The sequence below is a fragment of the Aurantibacter sp. UH7 genome (assembly GCF_056839165.1).
The window spans coordinates 36,569-61,297 of sequence record NZ_CM166388.1; the positions used below are offsets into that span (position 1 = coordinate 36,569).

The window sequence follows — 24,729 nt, forward strand, 5'->3', positions numbered from 1 at the left end:
ACTATCGTCTATCAATCAGCACGAACCCATGTTTGGGTGCGATAAATAAATGCTAAATAACCTCGTACTTTCAATTCGTCGGAATCCTCAGGGTTCAACCAAATTTTACAACGAAAAGTCATCGCTTGTTCGGGATCAAAAAGTGTATCTCCTTTCCATTTACCATTATCATGTTCTTCTAAGCCATCAATAATGGTCATACCCAATACAGGTTTATCCTTTAATTCACCTTCACATTTTACACATTTGGCGTTCTCTTTCCCAGGTTCTACTATTTTTTCAACAATACCGTACATTAAACCATCTTTATTAAAGATATTAATGATTGCTTTAGGGTTGCCTGTTCGATCATCAATGGTTTTCCATTTACCAAAAATAGACTGTGAATTTGCTAGGCTTGTAGTTAACAGCAATACTAATACTAAGGAAAACTTTGTGGGAAGGATCATTCTTTTTTAAATCTGTTTCTTAATGAATTTAGCGATGCGTTTAATTCAAAGCCGAGCAGCAAGATATTGGAATTTAACCAAATAAATACCATCAATATCAACAAACCACCTAAAGCACCATACAATTCATTGTAACGAGCGAACTTTTCAACATAAACTCCGAATAGATACGATGTTAAAATAAACAATAGTGTAGTCATTAAAGCACCGGCTGAAAAAAACTTTGCTTGTTTACCCTCAGCAGTTCCAAAATAATATAATATAGCCGTAGTGAAGTATGAAAGAATTATAAAGAAAAGAAATTTAGCTATTTGAACCCCTAAGATTTCATCTTCACCTAATACATAACCACCTTGTCTTGCAACAAACTCACTTAGATATTTAAGCACATAAACTTCGATATAAACAAAAGCAACAAAGCCTATAATAATCAATACCGACAACAGTAAACCTACCATTAGTGCATATGCATATTGTTTAAAGAGATTTCGAGTTAAGTTCACATGATACGAAGTTTCGAACCCACCAAAGATGGCATTTACACCATTCGCCATTAAAAAAATTGAGAGTAAAAAAGTAGATGATAAAATACCGCCACTTTTCTGGTTTTTAATTTGCTCGTATATATCACTAAAATAGTCTGCCGTTCCTGAGGGCAAAAAAGACTCTAAAAATGGTAAAAATTGAGCTTCAAAACTGGAATCTCCCAAGCTGAAAAAAGATACTAAAAATGGCACTAACGTAACCAAGAATATTATTAACGGAAACAAAGCCATAAAAAGACTAAAGGCAATAGAACTTGCTCTAGTTCCTAAAGCTCCATTTATAATTCCACCAATATACATTTCAATAAGGTCGTAAATCGAAAGTCCTTCAAAACCAGGAAGTTTAATTTGTTGCATGATTTTTACCGCCCAATTAACAATAGGAATCTTCTCTAGTTTTTCTTCGATTTCTTTTGACATTTATACCGCTTTTAGGCTAAGGTCTAAATTATAGACCGAGTGCGTTAAAGCACCTGAAGAAATATAATCAACGCCACACTCAGCATATTCCCTTATGGTTTTCTCATTAATACCACCAGAAGATTCTGTAAGACATTTTTCTCCAATTAATTTAACTGCAGTTCTCGTATCTTCATAATTAAAGTTATCAATAAGAATTCGATATACACCATCGGACCGTAGGATTTCCTTAATTTCGCTTAGGTTTCTTGCTTCTACTATTATTTTTAAATCGCGATTGGTTTCTTTAAGATAATCTTGCGTCTTTTTAATGGCATTTGTAATTCCACCTGCAAAATCTATATGATTGTCTTTAAGCATAATCATATCATACAACGCAAAGCGATGATTAACACCCCCTCCTATTTTTACCGCCCATTTTTCTATAGCTCTAATTCCTGGCGTAGTCTTACGTGTATCTAATATTTTAGTGTTTGTACCTTTCAATAAGTCTACAAAAAACTTTGTTTTCGTTGCAATAGCACTCATACGCTGCATAGCATTTAAAACTAATCGCTCTGCTTTTAGGATACTCTGCGAGCTTCCTGAAACATAAAAGGCAATATCGCCGTAGGCAACTTTTTGTCCATCTTCAATCATTACTTCAATTTCCAATGAATCATCAACGTATGCAAAAACCTGTTTTGCAAAATCTATTCCAGCCAAAATCCCATCTTCCTTTACTAACAATTTAGCTTTACCCGTTGCGGAAGCAGGAATACATGATAGCGAACTATGATCGCCATCACCTACATCTTCACGAATGGCATTTGAAATAATAATATCTAGTTCATTTTGAAATTGCGCTTCTGTAATCATAAATTATTTTGCTTTAGGCTAAATTAACAAAAACATATTCCAAAAAAGAAATTCCACTAACTTTGAAACATGACAATTAAACTTCTTGCGGTAGGCAAAACCGATAATAACGAATTACAAACATTGATTTCCACTTATGAAAGTCGTTTACAGCATTATATAAAGTTTGAGCTAGAAATAATTCAGGATATAAAGAATTCGAAAAATCTTTCTGAAAATCAGCAAAAAGAAAAAGAAGGGGCATTAATTCTCAGAAAACTTAACAATACTGATATTCTAGTTCTATTAGATGAAAACGGAAAGCAATTCTCTTCTGTACGTTTTTCTGAATATCTTCAAAAAAAAATGAATTCGGGAATTAAACAGTTAGTTTTTGTAATAGGTGGCCCTTATGGTTTTAGTGATGAAGTATATAAAAAGGCGCAAGGAAAAATAAGCCTATCGACAATGACTTTCTCACATCAAATGGTTCGGTTATTTATCGTGGAGCAATTATACAGAGCTTTTACTATTTTAAAAAATGAACCTTATCATCATCGATAAAAAAAAGTGATAAACGTTCTCGCTCATCACTTTTTAAATCTAATTTATTTTCAATTCTAATAAAGAACTCTAAATTTAATTGTGTTCTCGACTTTCTTTAAAGCTTTAATTACTTCCTTATTATATTCTTTGTCCAAATCAGAGATTACATAACCTACATCACTATCTGTAGAAAGATACTGTCCGGTAATATTCATCTCATATTCAGCCAAAACCTTATTTATTTTAGCCATTATTCCAGGCACATTCTTATGAATATGTAAGAAACGGTGTGCATTGTTTTGCTTCGGCAATCTTATATTCGGAAAATTAACAGCATCAACTGTATTACCAGAATTTATATAATCCATGATTTTATTTGGTACAAAATCAGCAATATCTCTTTGTGCTTCTTCTGTACTCCCACCAACATGCGGCGTTAGAATAACATTAGATAAACCTTGTAACTCTGTTATAAAATCACCATTACTTCTTGGCTCCTCAGGATAAACATCAACTGCAGCGCCTCCTAATTTTCCAGAATTTAATGCGCCCACCAATGCTTTAATATCTACCACAAAACCTCTTGAAAGATTTATTAAAATAGCGCCTTTTTTCATTTGCCCTATTTCTCTTTCCCCAATAAAGTTTTTGTTTGCTTTATTATCATCAATATGCAATGTAACCACGTCAGACACATTTAATAAATCTTCTAATGTGTTGCATTTAACCGCATTCCCTAAAGCCAATTTATCATCTACATCGTAGTAATAAACACGCATACCGAGAGCCTCTGCTAATACCGATAATTGCTTACCTATATTACCATAACCAACAATTCCAAGATTTTTACCTCTTACTTCTCTCGAATTAACAGCAGTTTTATTCCACTGACCATTATGAATTTCCGTACTTCTTGGAAACACGTTACGCATTAACATTATTATTTGTCCAATAGCCAATTCAACCACAGAACGTGTATTACTATATGGGGCATTAAAAACAACAATACCTTTATTTCTAGCAGTTTTTAAATCAATTTGAGTAGTCCCAATACAAAAAGCACCAACAACTAACAATTTGTCTGCAGCATCTAAAACCTTTTCAGTTACTTGTGTTTTAGAACGAATACCTAAAACATGTACTCCTTTTATCTTTTCAATTAATTCTTCTTCAGGAATAGCTTTATCAACCAATTCTACAGAAAAACCATCTCCAGAAAATTTGTCGAATGCCGCTGGATGCACATTTTCTAAGAGCAAAATTTTAATTCTGTTCTTAGGATATGAGATATTACGTGGTAAATCATTAACAAAGAGAAACTCATCTAAATTAGGCGTTACATGGTCAGCATTTTTTGCTGCCTTATCTCTATGTACATTCTCGGTATATGCAAAAAACTTATCTGCTATACCAGCTTCACGCATTACGTAATCGCTATATCCATCTCCAATAACTTGAACTTCACCTTCTAAGTCCATTTCTTTTAGACATTGAATCTTACCATTATGCTGTGACAACGGATTGTTTTCATCAAAACCAACGATGTCTCCTGCTTCGTCGAATTTAAAAGTATTTGCGTATACTCTTTCAGATGGGATATTATATTCTTTTACGATAGGGTCGATAAATTCTTTAAATCCGCATGAGATAACATAAATGTCATCAGCGAACTTTTCAAAAAACTCTTTGTTAGATTCTATTGATTTTGAAATTTTCTGACGTAATTCTAAAACCAAACCGTCTAAATCAGATTTATTAGCTTTTAACAATTTTATTCTACGTTCAAGTGATTCTGTAAATGAGATATCACCATCAATACCAAGATTGGTTATTTTTTGAATCTCTTCAATAACCTCATCTTTATTTGAATTGCCCTGCAAAGTCATTTCTGCTAAAACATCTAGCGCCTCAACTCTTGTTAATGTGCTATCAAAATCGAATACGTACTTTCTACCCACTTCTACCATAATTTATTTTCCTGATATGCCAGGAATTCTATTTAAATGAAATTTGGATTCCCGTTTTCACGGGAATAGTATCTATTGAAAATAATAAGCTGTAAAAATAAAGATTAATCCCTTTGGTATCAGTCAAATGTTATCAAAAGTTATCGGTATAACCAATCATCTACATTTTGATATATTCTATTTTTTTAAGAAAGTAAGAACAGCATTTGAAAAAGATTTTGTTTTATAAGTACCATTATGGTTGCCCTCCACTATACGCAATGTTCCATTAAGAAGCACTTTTTGAAGTTCTTCAGGGTTTCCATTGTCTAAATCTTGGTCACCAGCAATAACGAGTATCTTCTTCTTAATTTTAGCTAAATCCATTTTAGAAGTACATGGCTGATATTTTTGTTGTAAATGAAGGCTTCTTAAATCGGCATTAATTGATTTTGCATAAGCTACAGCACCTTTTGTTTCTTCTGTAACTTTACCATTAAAGGCATCGGCAAAAAGAATTCTTCTCGGCCATTCGGGATTCGAAAAATCAATACCCATCCCACCTAAAACCGCTTTTTTTTATTCGCTTATCCTGCGTTAAAAGCTCCGCTAGAACTATACTTCCACGCGAATAACCAATTGCCTTATATCTTTTTATTTTGAGTTTATCAATGAGCACCATTACATCACGGACTTCAGCATTATTACTATATGCTTTTTCATTCTGGGGCTTATCAGATTCCCCATTACCACGAAGGTCTAAACTTATCACCCGACATCCTTTAGCAAGCAAATCTTTCTTAATTTCTGTATTTTTCCAAGAGTTTTTAGTATTTATAAAACCATGAATTAATAGTACAGGTTTTCCATTTCCCTCATCTAAATAAGCGATTTTGGTATCATCAAAAGATGTAAAAAATTTAGTTTGAGAAAATAATGATGCAGTCGTGAGAATAGAAATAATAATGAAATTTCTAATTGATTCTTTATTACACATTTATGATTTACGTTTTTTTAAATACAACAATAGCCACACAGAGTCCTTAAAACAATAATAAGTCTAATTTTAAGACTTTAAATACTAGTGTATATAATACCTGTTATAATTGCAAGGCCAAAGCTCATTAAAGTACCTATAAGAATATACTCTGTTAATTTTCTACTGTTACTTTCTTTTAAATCATTAAATCTAAAAACCGATTTCGCGGTAATTAGCAGACCTATGACTTCCCACCTTCCCGATATAATAAACACCAGCACAAACAAGCGTTCTATAATTCCTATGTATTTACCTGCATTTGGTAACGATTTATGATCAAATGCTATTTGGCTCGACATACTTTCCAACAGTTTCCCCATTATTATGGCCGCTGGAAAACTTAAAAAAACTATGGCCGTTACAAAGGGCCAGTCAATATTCTCAAAAAGAGAAATGGTATGTTCTTTTAAATTATCATAAAAAGCACAACAGTATAGTACGAGTATATGCAGTAATTGATCAATAAAAAATGGAATACTTTTGAGTTTAAAAAGTGGATTTGCATACAATTTTGCCAAATCTATTATATAATGTGATATCGTAATTATTAGCACCATTTTCCATGCTGAAGGGTCCCACAACAACAACATGGTAATTACAAAATGTAATAAAACATGAAAATATAAATACTTAGAAGCTGCTTTATTAGATTCTTTGTGAATGACCCATCTATTAGGTTGCAATAGAAAATCTGCTATAAGATGAGCTAAAAATAGTTTTATAAATAAAATCATGGGGCGATTTTTTTAATAGTTTCTTGGTAATATTCTAGTAACTCTTGCACCAAATCTAATCTTGCTCTTTTTTGGCGTTGACTTACCGCAGATTGTTTAATGTTTAATTCTTTTGCTACAGTTTGTTGTGATGCATCTGGGTTTTCGAGTGCCAGTGCAACAATTTCTGCAGAGACTGGAGACCAGTCATCAATAAAATTTAAAGCCAATTTTAATATTAAATTTAGCGTACGATCATCAAATATATTATCTGAAGCAAAAGATAAGTTTAGTTTCTTAGTTTTAAGCGTTTCAAAACTTCTACCAGAAAGCCGGTAAGCTGGGCCATTTGATTCGCTAACACCATCTCCTACGAACGTAATAGCACCAACACCTATACCCATGCGTACATCGAGCCCTTTAATAGACTTTATAAGTGCCTTTATATGGATGGCTACTTCAAGAGCATCAGCTATTGATACTTTTAGCTGAAACTCATCTCCTCTATAAATTTCCCAATCGTGAGGTGACTCTCCAAGTTTACCAAAATAATTCTTCAAGATACCGAGCCACTCAGCGGTCTGATGCTTTTCAGAATTAATAATATCACCTGTAATTATTGCGTACATACATATAAGTTATAATGCTAATATATACAAATATAAGCTAAATAGATAATATATTACATTTATAAGCATTATTACTTATAAAAAGACGAATTCATTAAAACCAACGTCTTACGTTTTTACAGTATAATTGATATTCTTTTCCAAACATATTGGTAAGTACTTTTTCTTCTGGTGAAATCTGGAATCGATTCATATAAGAAACAAAAAAAGCTGCAAGTAATATATTAAAAGCATTACCCAACCGCAATGCAAAGGCAATTAAAACAAGTAACAAAGCTAGATACATTGGGTTTCTACTAAAAGCGAATATTCCATTAGTTACTAGCTTCGATGCTTTTTCCGGTTTTCTAGGGTCAATAGTTGTCCTACTTTTAAAAAAATGACCAACAGAAATCAAGCCTAAAACAACCGCAAAACCAAATAACACATACCCTAAAAAATATCGTCCAAAAAACTCAAATTCACCAAAAGGCAGAAAATAAGCCAATAAATACATAAGAATTGCAAAGATAAAAAACACAACAATTGGCGGTAATTTTAATTCCATCTTATAAAATTACTATTTTCGAAAATATAATATGAACAATTTATGAAACTTGTTTTTGCAACCCACAACCAAAACAAATTGCGAGAAGTACAATTACTTATGCCTAAAAACATAACATTACTATCCTTAGACGATATTGATTGTACCGAAGAAATTCCGGAAACTGCAAACACATTAGAAGGCAATGCCAAAATAAAAGCAGATTATGTAACAAAAAATTACAACTTACCATGCTTTGCAGATGATACCGGACTTTTGGTTGATGCATTAGATGGTGCCCCAGGCGTATATTCAGCGCGATATGCTGGAGAACAAAAAAATGATGAAGACAACATCAATAAATTATTGGAAGCATTAAATGAACCTAATAGAGTGGCTCATTTTAAAACTGTAATTGCACTAAACTTACTTGGGCATACGCAACTTTTCGAAGGTATCGTAAATGGTAACATAACTAAAGAAAAGCTGGGAGCTGGTGGCTTTGGTTATGATCCTATTTTTATGCCCGATAACTATAATCAGACCTTTGCTCAACTTTCGATGACGACGAAAAACAAAATTAGTCACCGCGGTAAAGCACTCCAAGAATTAATAACATATCTAAAAACACTTACCTAATGTCACAAAAGAATGAAAATGTGAAAACTGTTGAAGTATCAGTTGCTTCTGAAAAAGCAGAAGCCATTGGTGGTGTTTTGATTGCATTTTTCGCCGCATTAATGGCAATATCACAAATGATAAATGGGGAATTTGAAGAAGAGATGATGATTGCACATAACAAAGTAGTTAATTACTCCAGCTGGTATCAATCAAAAAGTATAAAAGAAAGCTTAAAAGAAAGTGAGTTAGATTATTTAGAAGCCTTACTACATACCGACTTAATAGCAGAAGATAAAAAATCAATTATTGTAGAATCAATAGAAATCTCAAAGAACAAAATAAAGAAGTATGATGCCGAAAAAAAAGAAATACTAATAGGTTCGGCTAATATTCCAAAAGAAAAGTGGGTACAAGACCTTGATGGTGAATTGGGTAAAATAATAGGCGTAAAAGAATGGGAAGTACTAGCCGACCAATACGATAAAGCAACAAAGAAATTTGACATAGCCATGCTATTTTTTCAAATATGCATAGTACTAGGGGCGGTATGCATAATTATTTATGATAGCCCTAGGCTTCAAAAATCATTTATCGTTCTAATGATTATTTTCGGGATAATAGGTGCAATAATCGCCACATATGGCTATATATTAGCGCCTTAAATTCTATTTGAATAATTAGCTGTACCTTTGCGCCTTTATTAACCGCCGCCGGTATGGCAGGTGTTGCGCTGAGTTCAGTAGGTTATACGCGATAATCGCTCTATGCAACACACATATTTGCGATTTAGTATAACATAAAATGAACAAATTTGAAGCGCTAGGGCTAAAACAGTCCCTATTAGACGCAGTTGCTGACATGGGTTTTGAAACCCCGTCAGAAGTACAGGAAAAAGCAATCCCAATTTTATTGGAAGGTGAAACCGACTTAGTCGCACTCGCCCAAACAGGAACAGGTAAAACCGCAGCTTTTGGTTTTCCGCTAATTCAGAAATTAGATACGAACAGTAGAACAACTCAAGGGTTGATCCTCTCTCCTACCCGTGAACTTTGTTTACAGATTACCAATGAGATAAAGGCGTATTCTAAGTTTGAAAAAGGCTTAAATACCGTTGCTATCTATGGTGGTGCTAGTATCACCGAACAAGCAAAACAAATTAAAAGAGGGGCGCAAATTGTAGTAGCTACCCCTGGCCGAATGAAAGATATGATTGGCCGCCGCTTAGTAGATATCTCAAAAATTGATTATTGCATTCTAGATGAAGCAGATGAGATGTTGAACATGGGCTTTTTTGAGGATATAAAAGATATTCTATCAAACACACCTAATGAAAAGTCGACATGGCTTTTCTCTGCAACAATGCCAAAAGAGGTATCGGTAATCGCAAAGAAATTCATGCACAACCCACAAGAAATTACTGTTGGGGCAAAAAATTCTGGAACGGATACTGTACAACACGAATATTATGTTGTTAGTGGTCGCGACCGTTATCCAGCATTAAAAAGATTAGCAGATGCTAATCCTGATATATTTTCAGTTGTATTCTGTAGAACAAAAAGAGATACACAACGTGTAGCAGAAAAACTAATAGAAGACGGCTATAACGCTGGCGCGTTACACGGAGACCTTAGTCAAAACCAAAGAGATTTGGTAATGAGTTCTTTTAGAAAAAAACAAATACAAATGTTAGTTGCTACAGATGTGGCAGCCCGTGGTATTGATGTTGACGATATTACACATGTTATCAACTACCAATTGCCAGATGAGATTGAAACCTATACGCATAGAAGTGGTCGTACTGGTAGAGCTGGAAAATCAGGTATATCAATGGTTATTATAACTCGCAGTGAAATGCGAAAAATAAATGCTATTGAACGAAAGATAAAGCGTGATTTTCTTAGTAAAAAGATTCCAACAGGTATCGAAATATGTGAAACTCAATTGTATCATTTAGCTAATAAAATAAAAGATACAGAGATTAATACTGACGTTGAGAATTACTTGCCAGCTATTAACGAAGTTCTTGAAGGAATCGACCGCGATGAACTAATAAAGAAGATAGTTTCTGTTGAATTTACAAGATTCTCAAACTATTACAATAAATCGAAAGATTTAAATAGCTCAGGTCCTGATCGTGAACGAGGTGGCGATAGAAATGAAAGAAGCGATAGAGGAAGAAGTGATAGAGGAGCTTCTTCAGATGGTTCTGTTCGTTATTTCATCAATATTGGTGAGAAAGACGGTTATGACTGGATGACTTTAAAGGATTTCTTAAAGGATAAATTAAGCCTTGGACGTGATGACGTTTTCAAAGTTGATACAAAAGATGCCTTTTCATTTTTTAATACCGAAGCAGAACATACCGATTCAATCTTAGCATTCTTTTCTGATTATAAAGAAGACGGAAGGTTTATCAATGTTGAAGTTTCTAAGAGTCCTGAAGGTGGTCGAGGAGGCCGTAACAAGGGTCGCAGAAGTTATAAAGGCGGTTCTGGCGGAGGAAATTCTAGCAGAAGTGGAGGAAGAAGAAGTGATCGAAATTTCTCTAAAGGGAGTGCCTCTAATTCTGGAAAAAGAAGAAGCAGCGGCAGTAGCAGCAAGAGAAAAAGTGGATATTACTAGATTAATCTAGAACTCGTTTAAACTTTTATATTTAAACGAGTTCTTAGTTAATTGTTTATTAAAAACATGCTCAAACCCTTTTTTTTCATTTGTTTAGCACTCCGAAACAACTGATTTAGTGTCAATGCGTAAAATTATACTCCTTTTTAGCCTTTTATACGGATTAACTTCTATTGCTCAAGATATAGAAGAAGAAGCTCCACAATTAAGAGAATTCAATGCAATTGTAGTGAATGCACAAGACGAATCTCTTATGGAATCTGTGCACATTATAAACTTAAATCAAGTAATAGGTACGATAACCAATGAGAAAGGTGAGTTTAGTATCGATGCAGCAGTAAATGACACTTTATATTTTTCTTATTTAGGTTTCAAATCACAAAAGATTAGGATTACTAATGATATGTTCAAGTTTAAGGACACAAAAATATCTTTAACCGAACTTGCATATGCTTTAGAAGAAGTAATAGTAAAACCCTATCAGCTTACAGGTTATCTAGAAATAGATGTAAAGAACATACCTATCAATAATGCATACCAATATAGCATCTCTGGTTTAAATGTAAGCTATGAAGGTGGTAATAAAAGTCCAAGTGCAGTTACCAAAGTTCTTGGTGCAATTTTAAATCCTGCAGATCAACTTCGAAATTTATTTGGTAGAAAACCGAATAACATGCGCAAGTTAAGAAAGGTAAAAGCTGATGACCATATTAGAGATCTTTTAGCAACAAAGTTTGATCGTGAAGCTTTAACTGAGCTGTTAAATATGGAAAAATTGGATATCGAAGATATTTTAAACAACTGCAATTATTCAAAATCTTTTATTCGTACGGCCAATGATCTTCAAATACTAGATGCAATAAGTAGTTGTTACGAAGACTTCAAAGTTTTGAATCGAAAAAAATAAATTTTCTTTTCCCAGCATCATTTTATAGCTTTAGAAAAAATAGCTATAAATGAAGAAACTTCTGATTGCCCTTGCAATGTTCTCTTTTCTATTTAGTTGTAAGCAACAAAAAAAAGAACCAGTAGTAGCAACTGCAGTAGTTAAAGATTCCGTTATTTATCCTGAGCGTAAGGCACCATTTATTTGGGATGCTGCTAACGTATATTTTCTACTTACAGATCGTTTTAATAATGGCAACACTGCCAATGACATAAGTTATAATCGTAACGATTCTACAGCTGTTTTAAGGGGTTTTATGGGTGGCGACATTGCTGGAATCACTCAAAAAATAAAAGAAGGTTACTTTACAGATTTAGGAATTAATGCAATTTGGTTTACACCAATAATAGAGAACATACATAGCGCTGTAGATGAGGGCACGGGTAACACTTATGGATATCACGGCTATTGGGCAAAAGATTGGACAAATTTAGATGCCAATTTTGGCACAAGAGATGAACTTAAAACCCTCGTGGCAACTGCACATAATTATGGCATTAGAATACTCATGGATGTAGTTTTGAATCATACTGGTCCTGCAACCGAACAAGATCCATTATGGCCTAAAGAATGGGTAAGAACTTCACCCACATGCGAGTTTACCAACTATGAAAATACAACAAGTTGCACCCTTGTAGATGGCTTACCTGACATTCACACAGAATCTAAAGAAGCTATAAAACTACCAGACCATCTATTAGCAAAATGGAAAACTGAAGGCAAACTAAGCCAAGAGCTTGATGAATTACAATTATTTTTTGAACGTACTGGCTATCCTCGTGCTCCACGGTATTATATTATTAAATGGCTTACTGATTACATTAAAGAATATGGTATTGACGGCTATCGCGTAGATACTGTAAAACATGTAGATGAAGAAGCCTGGGCAGAACTATATAAAGAAGCATCCTATTCATTTTCTACTTGGAAAAAAAGAAATCCCGAAGAAGTATTAGACAACAATCCGTTTTTTATGACAGGTGAAGTTTACGGTTACAATATTTCAAGTGGACGAGACTATAGTTTTGGAGACAAAAAGGTTGATTATTTTGATAATGGTTTTAGGAGCTTAATCAACTTTGAATTAAAAACAGATGCTACAAAGTCATATGACGTTGTTTTTGAGAAGTATAGTAACCTTTTAAATAACGAGCTTAATGGAAAGTCTGTTTTAAATTATATGACTTCGCATGATGATAATGCTCCTTATGACAAAGAACGAACAAAACCGTACGTCACAGCAAACTATTTATTACTAACACCAGGAGCCTCACAAGTTTATTATGGTGATGAAAGTTCAAGAAGCCTAACAATTGATGATGCTATAGGTGATGCTACATTACGCTCATTTATGAATTGGGACGATATAAAATCTTCTGAAGAAACGCAAAAAATACTTAAGCATTGGCAAAAATTGGGCAAGTTTAGAGACAATCATCCCGCTGTTGGTGCAGGCCGTCACAAAAGACTTGCTAAAAAGCCATACGTTTTTAGTCGAACATATGTGAATGAGGATTACAAGGATAAAGTTGTCGTCGGACTAGATTTACCGATAGGAAAAAAATCGCTTTGGGTAAAAGGCTTCTTTGGCGATGGAACAAAATTATTCGACACGTATTCAAATACAGAAGTATTAGTGGCGAATGGAAAAGTAATTTTAGACAATAATAATACGATAGCACTATTAGAATTGGCTCCTTAATTCTCTTTGGTAAATGTGAAATTTTAAATTAAGCTACCGTAGTTTTTTCTTTTAATACTATCTGCAGACTTAATTTTCTAAGTTTTCTTTCATTGAAGCTAAACCTTCTTCAAAATCTTTACCAACCATTTTATCCATACTCATAAACAAAGTCATAATACTCATAGGAAATTTATTTTTACCTGAAAATCCCCAAGTTACTTTAGTACCATTTGATGTAGAATTATCTACCGATAAATAACAATCGGAAGTTGATTTCCAAGGTTTAAAAAAACGTAATTGAGAATCGATGCGTTCACCATCAATTATCTTTTTAATTTCTTGTTCCCCCTCACCTACTTCTTTATTGCCAATCCAACTACTCACGCAACCAACTTCACCATCTGTACCTCTAAAAGTCTTTTTCATGTTTGGATCTTTCTTGGCCCAAGGAGACCATTCATCCATTTTCTTTAAAGACTTTAGATAGTCAAATACTTCTTGTTTGGGTTTTAAAATTTCAATAGAACGAGAAACATTGTAGTTTTTTGGAGCAATTAAAGCTAATATTAAAACAAGAGATAGAATTGCTATAACAACATATAAAGCTATATACATAATATTGATTTTTAGCTGGTTAACTATTAAATATAATAAAAAGTTAATTCTCTTTATAATATCTTTCTAATATTTCATCAATACTTTTAATAGATTTTTTTGTCCAATCTAAATGTTTTTCAAGTTTTTCTTCTGAGGTAAGTGCCCAATTAATATCAGATGAATTAAGTTTTGTTCTCAAATATTGTAAAATAATTGCCACAGAAACAGAAATATTTAAGCTCTCGGTAAAACCCAACATAGGTATTTTTAAAAATCCATCTGCTTCTTTTAAAACCTTTTCACTTAATCCGTCTCTTTCAGTTCCAAAAAATAGGGCTGTTTTTTTATTAAGTATAAAATCATGAAGCATGCAAGAGTCGTTATGCGGTGTTGTAGCAATAATTTGATATCCATTTTCTCTAAGATGATTTATACAGGTTTTAGTATTTGAATATCGCTTAACATCTACCCATTGCTCTGCTCCCATTGCAATATTTTTATCCAAGCGTTGGCCATTTCGCCCTTCTATTATATTCGCCTCTTGAATTCCAAAAACTTCACAACTTCGAATTACAGCACTGGCATTATGCATCTGAAAGACATCTTCAACGGCAACAGTTATATACTTTGTTCTATTTGAAAGAATGTTGCCAAAGCGTTCTTTGCGTTCAGGGGTTATAATTTCTTCCAAATATTCTAAAAGTTGATGGTCTATCATAATTCGAATATACAAAAACACTATTTTTAGATACATGAAGAAAAAAATAGTTGTACTTACTGGTGCGGGAATAAGTGCCGAAAGCGGAATAAAAACATTTAGAGATGCCGATGGTTTATGGGAAGGGCACGATGTAATGGAAGTTGCTTCACCACAAGGTTTTGAAAATAATCCGGAACTGGTTTTAGATTTTTACAACCAAAGAAGAAAACAACTATTATCAGTTTCACCCAATCAAGCACATAAATCACTTGTTACTTTAGAAAAGTATTTTGATGTATCAATCATAACACAAAATGTAGACGATTTACATGAACGAGCGGGTAGTACACAGGTACACCATATACACGGCGAACTTCTTAAAGTCAGATGTACACAAGACGAAAACTTAATTCTGGATTGGAAAAAAGATTTAGTATTGGGAGATTTAAGTGACAATGGTTATCAATTACGGCCACATATAGTTTGGTTTGGAGAACAAGTTCCGTTATTAGACAAGGCAATTAGACTAACTTCTAGGGCAGATATTTTAATTATAATAGGCACTTCAATGCAAGTATACCCAGCCGCTGGTTTGATTCATGAAGTAGCCTCAAACACTCCTATTTATTTTGTAGACCCTAGACCTAGTGTTGCTAAAAATGATTTCAGAAACATTAAAATAATCGCAGATTCAGCTACTAACGGAGTACCTACTCTTGTAACATCTTTGCTTGATACAACAGCCTAGTCGATTTAGCCCAGATGACAATATCATTACGTTGCTCATTTGTAAGTCTAGCATTATCATGAGTCCAAGTATATTCTTTTAAAGGCATTTCACCATCTGTTACAGTTTCAACAACTTCCTCTAATTTATGATCCTTCTTTTTCGCATCATATGAATCCCAATCTGAGAAATTTAGATGTTTTTTTCCATCCTTTATATGGTCCGATAACCAAAATGAGAATGGAGCAACATTATTATACCAAGGATAGATTGTATTGTTACTGTGACAATCATAACAAGACTGTTCTAGAATTAATTTCACATCGGCAGGAGGATTGGTTTCAGCTAAAAACAATTTCGTGTGTTCGCCTTGTGTAGCGTTCTTTTCAGGCCTAAAAAATTGCATAATCACAAGTATAAGCAATAGTCCCAAAAGTATTTTTTTGAGTAATTTCATTCCATTATATTAAGTTCAATAAATTGAGGTACAACTAAAGTACGATAATAATGACTAAAGCGGATCTTATTACTAGACTAGAATATGTAAATCATACGCGAGAAAAAAGGAGTAAGATGGCTGAATTAGCATTAGAGACACCTGAATTAATTCCACAATTATTAGAAATAGCTTTTGAAAAAAACAATTACCTATCAGACAAAGCCATTTGGGTAACAGAATACACCATAAAACAAAATATAACACTACTACTTCCTCATCTTGATTACTTCACAAATAATTTACAGAAAATCAATCGAGAACAAGGGATTAGACCAATTGCGAAAATGTGCGAATTACTCCTAATTGATTATTATTCTAAAAAAGAAACACAGTCAAAAGAGGCTTTAAAAAAAGAACATCTAGAAAAACTAACCTCGGCATGTTTCGATTGGTTAATTGGTTCACATAATGTAGCTCCTAAAGCTCATGCGATGACATGTCTCTTTTTGACTGGCAAAGATTTTGATTGGATTCACCCCGAATTAAAATTGGTATTAGAACAAAACTATGCTTCTGGAAGCGCTGCTTATAAAGCTAGAGCAAAAAGAGTGTTGGCTAAAATAAAAGTGTAAAGAACAAACTTTCAAACTATATTCCTATTAGGTATCTTTGCAGCTTTTAATAAAGCACCTATGTCGTTAAATCAATTGAATGCCATTTCGCCTATAGATGGGCGTTATAGAAACAAAGTAGATAATTTGGGCCCTTTTTTTTCCGAAGAAGCTTTAATTAAATATCGTGTACAAGTAGAAATAGAATATTTCATAGCCTTGTGTGAAATACCCCTTCCCCAATTATCCGAATTTGACGATAATAAATTTGATACACTTCGTGAAATTTATAAGAATTTTGACACCGCAGATGCACAAGAAATAAAAGATTTAGAGAAAACTACGAATCACGATGTAAAAGCGGTTGAATACTTTATTAAAAAGAAATTTGATGTTTTAGGATTAGAGTCTTTTAAAGAGTTTATCCATTTCGGACTAACTTCTCAGGATATAAATAATACAGCAATTCCACTTTCGATGAAAGAAGCGATGAATGCTGTTTACGTACCACAATATTTTCAGTTATTAGAAAAGTTAGAAGCACTAGTAATTGAGTGGGCAGACATTTCTATGCTAGCTCGCACACACGGACAACCAGCATCCCCTACTCGCTTAGGAAAAGAAATTGAAGTTTATGTGGTGCGTTTAAAAGAACAATATAATTTATTAAACGACATACCAAGTGCTGCTAAATTTGGTGGTGCTACTGGAAATTATAATGCGCATAAAGTCGCTTACCCAAATATTGATTGGAAGGCATTTGGGCAAAAATTTGTGCAAGAAAAATTAGGGCTATACCATTCTTTTCCAACAACACAAATTGAACATTACGATCATATTGCAGCTTTGTTTGATTGTATGAAACGAATTAATACAATAGTAATTGATTTAGACAGAGATTTCTGGACCTACGTTTCTATGGATTATTTTAAGCAAAAAATAAAAAAGGGAGAAATAGGATCTTCAGCAATGCCGCATAAAGTGAACCCTATAGATTTTGAAAATTCTGAAGGAAACCTAGGAATAGCAAATGCGATTTTCGAACACCTTTCAGCTAAATTACCTATATCTAGATTACAACGAGATTTAACAGACAGCACCGTTTTGAGAAACATAGGTGTGCCTTTTGCACATACTATGATTGCATTTCAATCGACAATGAAAGGCTTAAATAAATTGCTTTTAAATGCAAGTAAATTTGAGCAAGATTTGGAAAATAATTGGGCTGTAGTTGCAGAAGCTATTCAAACTATTTTACGAAGAGAAGGATATCCTAATCCGTATGAAGCATTAAAAGGCTTAACGAGAACTAATGAGAAAATAAACCAACAATCTATATCAGGTTTTATAGATACATTAGCAGTCTCTGATACTATTAAAACTGAACTAAAAGCAATTACACCAAGTAATTATACGGGAATTTAAATGCCATTTTACAGCATAAAAAAAGACCGCAATAGCGGTCTTTTTCTTTTTATAATCTACTTTACTTATTTAGCTTCTTTGTGTATTTCGACAGCATGTGGGTAAGGAATTTCGATACCAGCTTTGTCTAATGCAATTTTACTATTCTCGTAAGTTGCAAAATACACATCCCAATAATCTTCAGGAGTACAATATGGTCTCACAGCAAAATTTACCGAACTATCTGCAAGTTCCATAACATTAACAGAAGGTGCAGGATCTTTAAGAACCTTAGGGTTTGAAGTAAGTACTTCTAATAATACTTCTTTTGTTTTCTTAATATCCTCATCATAACCAACACCGATAACAGTGTCTACTCTCATTTTACCTTCCGCAGTATAATTGATAATATTTCCGTTCGCCATAGCACCATTTGGTACTATCGCTAATTTATTATCTGGTGTCACCAATTTAGTTGTAAAAATTTCAATTTCTTTAACCACACCCAAAGTTCCTTGGGCTTCAATTAAATCACCAATTTTATAAGGCTTAAAGATTATTAATAGTACGCCACCAGCAAAATTAGAAAGCGACCCTTGCAATGCTAAACCAATAGCAAGACCGGCAGCAGCAATTATAGCAGCAAAACTAGTTGTTTCTACACCCAACTTAGAAATAACCATTATAATCAAGAAGATTTTAAGAGCCCAACTAACAAGGTTTAAAAGAAATTTTTGCAAAGATTCATCGTAATCTTTTTTAAGCATTCCTTTGCGCAGAACACCAACTAGTTTACCAATTATCCATGAACCTATAATGTAAATGAGAATGGCTCCAATTATCTTTGGTCCATATTCTGTAGCAAATTCAATGCCTTTATCAATCCATACTTGTGTGTCTTCCATAATGTTCTAAATATTTTTTAAGTTTTCGTTATAATTATACGACACCAAAATAAGCAACAAGTCACAATTAGAATAAACTTTTTTTAGCTTTAAGATTTTCTATCATAAAAAAAACCTGTTCAAGTAAGAATTGAACAGGTCTAATAATTAAACTTTATTATTTTATTTTATTTTATTTTATTTTATTTAAGGAAATCAACTATTTTATCTAGTCCTTCACCTTTATAATCTGATTTTTGAATTGCCTTAATTAATTGCGCCAAATGAGCAGGATTCATATCATCTCCTAGAATCCGTATTAAAGCAAAACCTTTTTCATCGCTACTACCATAGATAACAACCTCATCAATAGCATCATCATCTCCAAGATATTGTACACTTGCTTTACCTGCTCCAAAATTTAATTTCATTAGTTCATTGAAATTGTCATTTTTCAATATATTTTTTACTACTTTTTTCTCAGCTGTATATTCCAGTGTGTTATCTGTTGTTTTTTTAAAAGCCAAAATATTCAATTTTTTAAATGACTGTAAAGCCTCACGTTGTGCTTCTGTTAAATCTGCATCAGATAAATTCAGCACACTTGTGGGTACATCGAACTTTAAAAAATTTGGATTGTCAGAATTGTCGACATAATATTCTTGAAGACTTTGGGTTGAAGAGCAAGCAGTAATTAATACTACACTCATCAAAGCGATTAATTTTGAAATTATTTTCATGATGTTCTATTTTTGATTGATATTATAAAGTTAACAGCAGTCAAAATTTCTTTTGACCACTGTTTATAACTACAAGCTTTTAACTGTTACTTTTTCTCTGCAGCTTTGCTCAATTGTTTGCCGCCTGGCAAGTCCATTTTATCGGTAAGTTTTCCAATTTTACGCAAATCAATATCGCCAGTTAAAGAAAGTAAAACGGTTTCCATATTCTTTCCTTCAATTTTAATGTTCTTATCTGCCATACCAGTAACGAACATTAATAGTTCTTTTACATGGTCGTCATCTTTTCCTTCCTTAACATAAAACTTCACATTAGAGTCACCATCACGAACACGCATTAACTCTTCATATGTAGAACCTTTTAGTTTAGAAGTAACCCAACCATTCATATCTTTCGATATAGAATTATTAGCGGTAGTAATTACTCTAAAGCTAGTAATAGATTTAACTAGACTAAAAAATTCTTGTGCTTCGGGATCATCAGAATCTACACTGATATTTGCTAGCATTTGAAACATTTTGGGTTGCATTGCCACAAAAGTAACATCACTATTATCTTCATATTTTTCAAAAATATCTTGACTGTATATGAAGGTTGGCAAAAGTGCCAGTAAAAATATTGCTATTTGCTTTTTCATTTTATTAATTTTTAATGTTTGCATTTTAATTGATGTAATCTATTTAATGTTTGTGTATAAATCTAGTAGTGTTTTTCTCAAACTCATCTAAGTATGTAATCTGATGAGATCCCTTGCTGAAGTTCGTACCAAGCAGAGCTAAGGCCTCTTGCGCCGCTGCAATTTCTTCAGGTGAATACTCATCTTCTATGGTTTTGGGCTGATTAAAATACAACCCTGCACAAATTGCGACTGCAGCCGCAGCAGAATACCAACCAAAGCGTTTTTTTCTAACCGCACTAACTACTGTGGTTATTGGAATTTGTTTAGTAAAACGTTCTTGTTTTGCGCTTTTAAAGTACTGAAACATTTCTTTATACTGTTCAAGATGTGGTGCTACACTTTCTTGTGAGAAGTATTTTTTTAATGTTTCTTCTTCCGCAACCGTAGTAGTCGCTTCAAAGTACTTTTCTAATAATTTTTCTATGTTATCTAATTCCATAACTGTGTTTTTCCAATAATTTTTCTCTAACAATTTTCCGTGCTCTTGAAAGCGCTACTCTAACCGCTGTATTTTTCATTTCTAACATTTCTGCTATTTCCTCATAATCATACTGTTCTACATCTCGCAATTGTAATACCATTTTTTGTTGTTCAGGCAAATCTTCCATGATTTTCTGTACCCATACTACACTATCTGCGGCTTCTACTTGTTTCTGTAATGAGCTGTTCTCATCCGTATAATTACTATGTACTAACTTCAAATTTGATGCCTGTTTTGATTTTAGTCGGTCCAGGCAAAAGTTTTTCGTCATTGTCATAGCAAAAGCTTCAACATTTTTATAGGTTCCTATGGCATTTTGCTTGGTCCATAACTTTAACAATATCTCTTGTGTTGCGTCTTCTGCTTCCTCTGTCGACACTAATAATCGCTTTGCCATGCGAAAAAGCTTGTCTTTAAAGGGTGTTACTATTTTCAGAAATTCTGATTGATGCATTATTTTGATTGCTGTTTGATTGATGATTGTTTCTCCTTGTTAGGGGGCTACAATAGGAAGACGAATTATATCTAAATTTGTTACAAATTATTTTTTTATACCTCAGAAGTAAGTAATTTCACCTCTTTTAGCACCAAATTCTTCAACTTTCATGCTTTTTATTTTAATAAAAGTAGGGATTACAAGAACTCGGTTGTTATATTAAAAATTGTTTTATACCCAATAAAAGTAAACTCAAAACAATGAGAAAACCCCTATTTCTACTTTTAAGTCTTTCCTTATTTATTGCCAGTTGTAAGAAAAATGATGATGCTCCTATTGCCCAAGAAACCAAAGATGTAGCACTTGAGAATGAGGCCAATGATTTTACGTGGAAAGCAATGAATTCGTTTTACATATGGCAAGATGAAGTAATAGAACTCGATGAAGACAGGTTCGCAGACGAAAATGATTATAATACCTTTTTAAATGAATTTTCTTCTCCAATCGTTTTGTTTTCAACTTTGCTTTCACCTAAAGACCGATTTAGTGCTATCGTAGATGATTATGATGATTTATTTAATTTTTTATCTGGGGTATATAAAACCAATGGAGTTGAATATGTTATTACTAGACCACCAGAGGGGGGCAATAGAATTGTGGGCGTTGTAAGATATGTAGTATCTGGATCAGATGCTGATTTAAAAGAAATAAAAAGAGGTGATATTTTTTATGCAGTGAATGGTACAGAACTTTTCGCAGAAACTGATAGTGATGGATACATTACTTCTAGTAATTTAGATTTACTAGACCCGGATACGTTTACCATGAATTTTGCAGATATCTCAGAGGATAATTTAACGGTACCTAATGATGTTAATATTGAATTGACGAAAGCAGAAATAACTGAAGATCCGATTTTAGTCTCAAAAACCTTAGAAGTTAACGGAATAAAAATTGGATACTTAATGTACAACAGTTTTCCTTTTGGTGCTGATATTGAACTAAATAATGCTATTGGGGAGCTAAAAAGTGAAAATATTGACGAATTGGTCTTGGATTTACGTTACAATGGAGGTGGTAGTGGACTAACCGCTCGAAGACTTTGTAGTATGATTACAGGGCAATTTACTGGTCAATTATTGGGAAGAGATACTTGGAATAGTAATTGGGATGAAGTATTTGGCTCCGATGATTATTTTGTAGACAAAATTGATGAGACCCCTATAAATCATCTCAATCTCGATAAAATTTATGTTATTGCAACAGATGATACCGCTTCTGCTAGTGAATATGTAATGAACAACTTAGCACCGTATATTGATGTAATACATATTGGTGATGTTACTGTTGGCAAAAATCAGTTATCAGTAACTTTATTAGATAATGAAACACAAGATGGTTCACCTGTTGGCCAACCTAATTTAGAACTACCTTATATAGCCTTAAGCGAAGAACTTGGCTTTACAACCCTTGAAGATGCGAATCCTAATCACAAATATGCCTTGCAACCTATTGTTGGTCTCGCTGAGAATTCTGCGGGTTTTGGTGATTTTACGGATGGTTTACTACCAGACTACGAACTACTTGAAGTCTTAGGTAATTTAGGACAATTAGGTGAACAAGGTGAACCTTTACTAGATTTGGCCATCGAAAAAATTACCGGTGCTAGCTCTAAATCTTTAAAGTCCCCGATATCAGATAATTTAAAAATTAAGACTATAAGCAGCTCGAGTAGAAAGAAACCTTTAAACGGTATATTACACAAAGGTTTTATTGGTATTCAATAGTGAACCGAAATATTACTAAAAAAGTTTAATATACAATGACAAAGTTAAATAATAGAGCTCTTCAATTCAAAATAACCTCGTAATACGAATATCTAAAAAATATGTTCATTACATTTTATTTTAAGTAAGCTGTTAAACTTTAAACTAAACATACACGTATATACGTTAGCAATAATAAAGAATAGGGTAACAAAAATATTTTCCAGAGCTTTTGAAAAGACGTCGTCGTTTTGAGAAAGCAAATAAAAAAACTATGAAGAATAAGTATTTTACGCTACTATGTTTAATAGGTCTAGTAGTAATTGGTTGTAAAAATGATGACAATTTATTGGTTAACCCCAATATTCCAGTGCCAAACGCAGAAGCAAATGTAGGTGTTCAAGACTTTATGTACCGGGCTATGAATACCTGGTATTTTTGGAAAGCCGATACTCCTGATCTTGCAAACGACCGCTTTTCGAATTCTGAAGATTATACTGCATTTTTAGAATCAAAGACAGATCCAAGTGCCTTTTTTGAAAAATTAAAATATAGCGAGGATCGTTTTAGTCGTTCTAGCGATGATTATAAAACATGGACAAATGCCTTGTCCGGTATTTCAAAAAGTAATGGTTTAGAATTCGGATTGGTACGATTAAATCAATCAGATACCATCTTTGGTATCGTGCGATATATTGTTCCTAATTCTGATGCTTCAACTAAAGCAATTAAAAGAGGAGATGTTTTTATGGGTGTAAATGGTACAACCATGACTGATGATAATTACTTAGACTTGTTATTTGGAGATGCTGACTCGTATACCTTGAACATGGCAACAATTGAAAACAATCAATTGACGGCAAATGATGTAGAGGTTAATCTAACAAAAAATGAAGGCCTTAGCGAAGACCCCGTATTTCTAGATAAAATATTTGAGATTGATGGAAAAAAGATTGGCTACCTAGTATACAATAGCTTCACAGATGAATATGATGAAGAATTAAATGAAGTCTTTGGAAGGTTTGTTGCAGGGCAAGTTGAAGAATTAGTACTCGATTTAAGGTATAATTCAGGTGGCGATGTAAACACCGCGCGCATACTATCTAGCATGATTCATGGTTTACATACAGATAAAGTGTTTTTAACCCAACGTTGGAATGCACAATGGCAAGAATTTTTCGGAAAAGACCTTACCGAATATTTTGGAGATAAGACAAGAGCAGGAACACCAATCAACACCTTAAACTTAAGCAAGGTTTACGTGATAGCTACTTATGGTTCGGCCTCCGCAAGTGAATTAGTAATCAATAGTCTTAGACCTCATATGGATGTCATACATGTAGGTGAAAAAACAAGAGGAAAAAATGAATTCTCATTAACCTTTGTTGACGATGTAGAGAGTCCAACTTACCCATACTTATTTTCTAGAAGTAGGGAAGATAAAATAAACCCAAGTAACAAATGGGCAATTCAACCATTATGTGGACGTAATGAAAATGCCGATGGATTTTCTGATTATACAACAGGACTTGTGCCTGATATAGAATTACAAGAAGATTTATCTAATTACGGTGTGCTAGGTGATCAAAATGAAGCCCTGCTGGCCAGAGCGATTCAAGATATTACGAGTGCTACAGGAAAAAGAAGTTTTGAAGTTCAAATGCCTGCGAACTTAATCTCAGATTCAAAAATGTTTTCTCCTTTAGGCGATAGAATGTTTATTACCCATTTGTCGGAGTAA

At 33.3% G+C, this 24,729-nt stretch carries 28 protein-coding genes; 11 read left to right on the forward strand and 17 right to left on the reverse strand.

The genetic code is table 11. The annotated features are described in order from the left end of the window. Window positions 1–11 precede the first annotated feature (11 nt). The 3 genes from UH7x_RS00185 to nadC are packed head-to-tail and all read right to left on the reverse strand — an operon-like array spanning window position 12 to window position 2,272. The gene (locus tag UH7x_RS00185; protein ID WP_482361703.1) at window positions 12–449 is read right to left on the reverse strand and encodes a DUF2147 domain-containing protein; all 438 of its coding nucleotides are present in this window, start codon (window positions 447–449) and stop codon (window positions 12–14) included. Further along, entirely contained in the window at window positions 446–1,414 is a 969-nt protein-coding gene (locus tag UH7x_RS00190; protein WP_482361704.1) for a YihY/virulence factor BrkB family protein, read from the reverse strand. The genes UH7x_RS00185 and UH7x_RS00190 overlap by 4 nt, the downstream gene beginning before the upstream one ends. After that, window positions 1,415–2,272, reverse strand: a complete 858-nt coding sequence (gene nadC, locus UH7x_RS00195) for a carboxylating nicotinate-nucleotide diphosphorylase (protein WP_482361705.1) — start codon at window positions 2,270–2,272, stop codon at window positions 1,415–1,417. It abuts the gene before it with no gap. Window positions 2,273–2,341: 69 nt separating this feature from the next. Here nadC and rlmH point away from each other — a divergent pair, with 69 nt between their 5' ends. Beyond that, window positions 2,342–2,815: a 23S rRNA (pseudouridine(1915)-N(3))-methyltransferase RlmH gene (gene rlmH, locus UH7x_RS00200; protein ID WP_482361706.1), complete on the forward strand. Its 474-nt coding sequence runs from the start codon at window positions 2,342–2,344 to the stop codon at window positions 2,813–2,815. A gap of 56 nt (window positions 2,816–2,871) precedes the next feature. Here rlmH and serA read toward each other — a convergent pair whose 3' ends face one another. The 6 genes from serA to UH7x_RS00230 all read right to left on the reverse strand — a co-directional run bounded on the left by serA (window position 2,872) and on the right by UH7x_RS00230 (window position 7,671). Continuing rightward, window positions 2,872–4,764, reverse strand: a complete 1,893-nt coding sequence (gene serA / locus UH7x_RS00205) for a phosphoglycerate dehydrogenase (RefSeq protein ID WP_482361707.1) — start codon at window positions 4,762–4,764, stop codon at window positions 2,872–2,874. 177 nt (window positions 4,765–4,941) lie between these two features. Continuing rightward, window positions 4,942–5,301 (reverse strand): hypothetical protein, encoded by a 360-nt coding sequence (locus UH7x_RS00210; protein WP_482361708.1) that lies wholly within the window; start codon window positions 5,299–5,301, stop codon window positions 4,942–4,944. Further along, window positions 5,291–5,740, reverse strand: coding sequence for an alpha/beta fold hydrolase (locus UH7x_RS00215; protein ID WP_482361709.1), 450 nt, complete (start codon window positions 5,738–5,740; stop codon window positions 5,291–5,293). The genes UH7x_RS00210 and UH7x_RS00215 overlap by 11 nt, the downstream gene beginning before the upstream one ends. Before the next feature lie 77 nt (window positions 5,741–5,817). Next, window positions 5,818–6,516, reverse strand: a complete 699-nt coding sequence (locus UH7x_RS00220) for a DUF3307 domain-containing protein (protein WP_482361710.1) — start codon at window positions 6,514–6,516, stop codon at window positions 5,818–5,820. Next, window positions 6,513–7,124 (reverse strand): SatD family protein, encoded by a 612-nt coding sequence (locus UH7x_RS00225; protein ID WP_482361711.1) that lies wholly within the window; start codon window positions 7,122–7,124, stop codon window positions 6,513–6,515. The genes UH7x_RS00220 and UH7x_RS00225 overlap by 4 nt, the downstream gene beginning before the upstream one ends. A gap of 94 nt (window positions 7,125–7,218) precedes the next feature. Next, a complete protein-coding gene (locus UH7x_RS00230; protein WP_482361712.1) occupies window positions 7,219–7,671 on the reverse strand; it encodes a methyltransferase family protein in 453 nt (150 codons plus the stop codon). A gap of 42 nt (window positions 7,672–7,713) precedes the next feature. On the opposite strand from UH7x_RS00230, the gene UH7x_RS00235 reads away from it, so the two are divergent. From UH7x_RS00235 to UH7x_RS00255, 5 genes are all read left to right on the forward strand, one after another. Next, on the forward strand, window positions 7,714–8,289 hold the full coding sequence (locus tag UH7x_RS00235; protein ID WP_482361713.1) for a non-canonical purine NTP diphosphatase: 576 nt from the start codon (window positions 7,714–7,716) through the stop codon (window positions 8,287–8,289). Next, window positions 8,289–8,933: a DUF4337 domain-containing protein gene (locus tag UH7x_RS00240; RefSeq protein WP_482361714.1), complete on the forward strand. Its 645-nt coding sequence runs from the start codon at window positions 8,289–8,291 to the stop codon at window positions 8,931–8,933. The genes UH7x_RS00235 and UH7x_RS00240 overlap by 1 nt, the downstream gene beginning before the upstream one ends. A 139-nt stretch (window positions 8,934–9,072) precedes the next feature. Further along, window positions 9,073–10,893, forward strand: a complete 1,821-nt coding sequence (locus tag UH7x_RS00245; protein WP_482361715.1) for a DEAD/DEAH box helicase — start codon at window positions 9,073–9,075, stop codon at window positions 10,891–10,893. Window positions 10,894–11,017: 124 nt separating this feature from the next. Further along, a complete protein-coding gene (locus UH7x_RS00250) occupies window positions 11,018–11,800 on the forward strand; it encodes a carboxypeptidase-like regulatory domain-containing protein (protein ID WP_482361716.1) in 783 nt (260 codons plus the stop codon). 49 nt (window positions 11,801–11,849) lie between these two features. Continuing rightward, window positions 11,850–13,541, forward strand: a complete 1,692-nt coding sequence (locus UH7x_RS00255) for an alpha-amylase family glycosyl hydrolase (protein ID WP_482361717.1) — start codon at window positions 11,850–11,852, stop codon at window positions 13,539–13,541. Between the two features lie 69 nt (window positions 13,542–13,610). Here UH7x_RS00255 and UH7x_RS00260 read toward each other — a convergent pair whose 3' ends face one another. Beyond that, window positions 13,611–14,138 carry an SRPBCC family protein gene (locus tag UH7x_RS00260; protein ID WP_482361718.1) on the reverse strand — a complete coding sequence of 176 codons (528 nt, stop codon included), beginning with the start codon at window positions 14,136–14,138 and terminating at the stop codon, window positions 13,611–13,613. Between the two features lie 43 nt (window positions 14,139–14,181). Next, window positions 14,182–14,838, reverse strand: coding sequence for a TrmH family RNA methyltransferase (locus UH7x_RS00265; protein ID WP_482361719.1), 657 nt, complete (start codon window positions 14,836–14,838; stop codon window positions 14,182–14,184). Window positions 14,839–14,872: 34 nt separating this feature from the next. Here UH7x_RS00265 and UH7x_RS00270 point away from each other — a divergent pair, with 34 nt between their 5' ends. After that, window positions 14,873–15,568 (forward strand): SIR2 family NAD-dependent protein deacylase, encoded by a 696-nt coding sequence (locus UH7x_RS00270; protein WP_482361720.1) that lies wholly within the window; start codon window positions 14,873–14,875, stop codon window positions 15,566–15,568. Here the strand turns inward: UH7x_RS00270 and UH7x_RS00275 are convergent. Further along, window positions 15,531–16,004, reverse strand: a complete 474-nt coding sequence (locus tag UH7x_RS00275; RefSeq protein ID WP_482361721.1) for a heme-binding domain-containing protein — start codon at window positions 16,002–16,004, stop codon at window positions 15,531–15,533. The two genes, UH7x_RS00270 and UH7x_RS00275, sit on opposite strands and share 38 nt — an antisense overlap. Before the next feature lie 50 nt (window positions 16,005–16,054). Between UH7x_RS00275 and UH7x_RS00280 the strand changes: the two genes are divergently transcribed. Beyond that, window positions 16,055–16,618: an adenylosuccinate lyase gene (locus tag UH7x_RS00280; protein WP_482361722.1), complete on the forward strand. Its 564-nt coding sequence runs from the start codon at window positions 16,055–16,057 to the stop codon at window positions 16,616–16,618. Window positions 16,619–16,678: 60 nt separating this feature from the next. Continuing rightward, entirely contained in the window at window positions 16,679–18,022 is a 1,344-nt protein-coding gene (gene purB / locus UH7x_RS00285; protein ID WP_482361723.1) for an adenylosuccinate lyase, read from the forward strand. 65 nt (window positions 18,023–18,087) lie between these two features. Here purB and UH7x_RS00290 read toward each other — a convergent pair whose 3' ends face one another. The 5 genes from UH7x_RS00290 to UH7x_RS00310 all read right to left on the reverse strand — a co-directional run bounded on the left by UH7x_RS00290 (window position 18,088) and on the right by UH7x_RS00310 (window position 21,240). Continuing rightward, on the reverse strand, window positions 18,088–18,906 hold the full coding sequence (locus UH7x_RS00290) for a mechanosensitive ion channel family protein (RefSeq protein WP_482361724.1): 819 nt from the start codon (window positions 18,904–18,906) through the stop codon (window positions 18,088–18,090). A 182-nt stretch (window positions 18,907–19,088) separates the two neighbouring features. After that, window positions 19,089–19,625, reverse strand: coding sequence for a DUF4252 domain-containing protein (locus UH7x_RS00295; RefSeq protein WP_482361725.1), 537 nt, complete (start codon window positions 19,623–19,625; stop codon window positions 19,089–19,091). Between the two features lie 86 nt (window positions 19,626–19,711). Further along, on the reverse strand, window positions 19,712–20,263 hold the full coding sequence (locus UH7x_RS00300) for a DUF4252 domain-containing protein (RefSeq protein ID WP_153755033.1): 552 nt from the start codon (window positions 20,261–20,263) through the stop codon (window positions 19,712–19,714). A gap of 43 nt (window positions 20,264–20,306) precedes the next feature. After that, the gene (locus UH7x_RS00305; RefSeq protein WP_482361726.1) at window positions 20,307–20,744 is read right to left on the reverse strand and encodes a hypothetical protein; all 438 of its coding nucleotides are present in this window, start codon (window positions 20,742–20,744) and stop codon (window positions 20,307–20,309) included. Beyond that, complete coding sequence (locus tag UH7x_RS00310) at window positions 20,731–21,240, reverse strand: RNA polymerase sigma factor (protein WP_482361727.1); 510 nt, start codon at window positions 21,238–21,240, stop codon at window positions 20,731–20,733. Before UH7x_RS00310 ends, UH7x_RS00305 begins: the two co-directional genes overlap by 14 nt. Before the next feature lie 242 nt (window positions 21,241–21,482). Here UH7x_RS00310 and UH7x_RS00315 point away from each other — a divergent pair, with 242 nt between their 5' ends. Together UH7x_RS00315 and UH7x_RS00320 are read left to right on the forward strand one after the other, a co-directional pair. Next, window positions 21,483–23,009, forward strand: coding sequence for a S41 family peptidase (locus UH7x_RS00315; RefSeq protein ID WP_482361728.1), 1,527 nt, complete (start codon window positions 21,483–21,485; stop codon window positions 23,007–23,009). Window positions 23,010–23,262: 253 nt separating this feature from the next. Further along, window positions 23,263–24,729, forward strand: a complete 1,467-nt coding sequence (locus tag UH7x_RS00320; protein ID WP_482361729.1) for a S41 family peptidase — start codon at window positions 23,263–23,265, stop codon at window positions 24,727–24,729.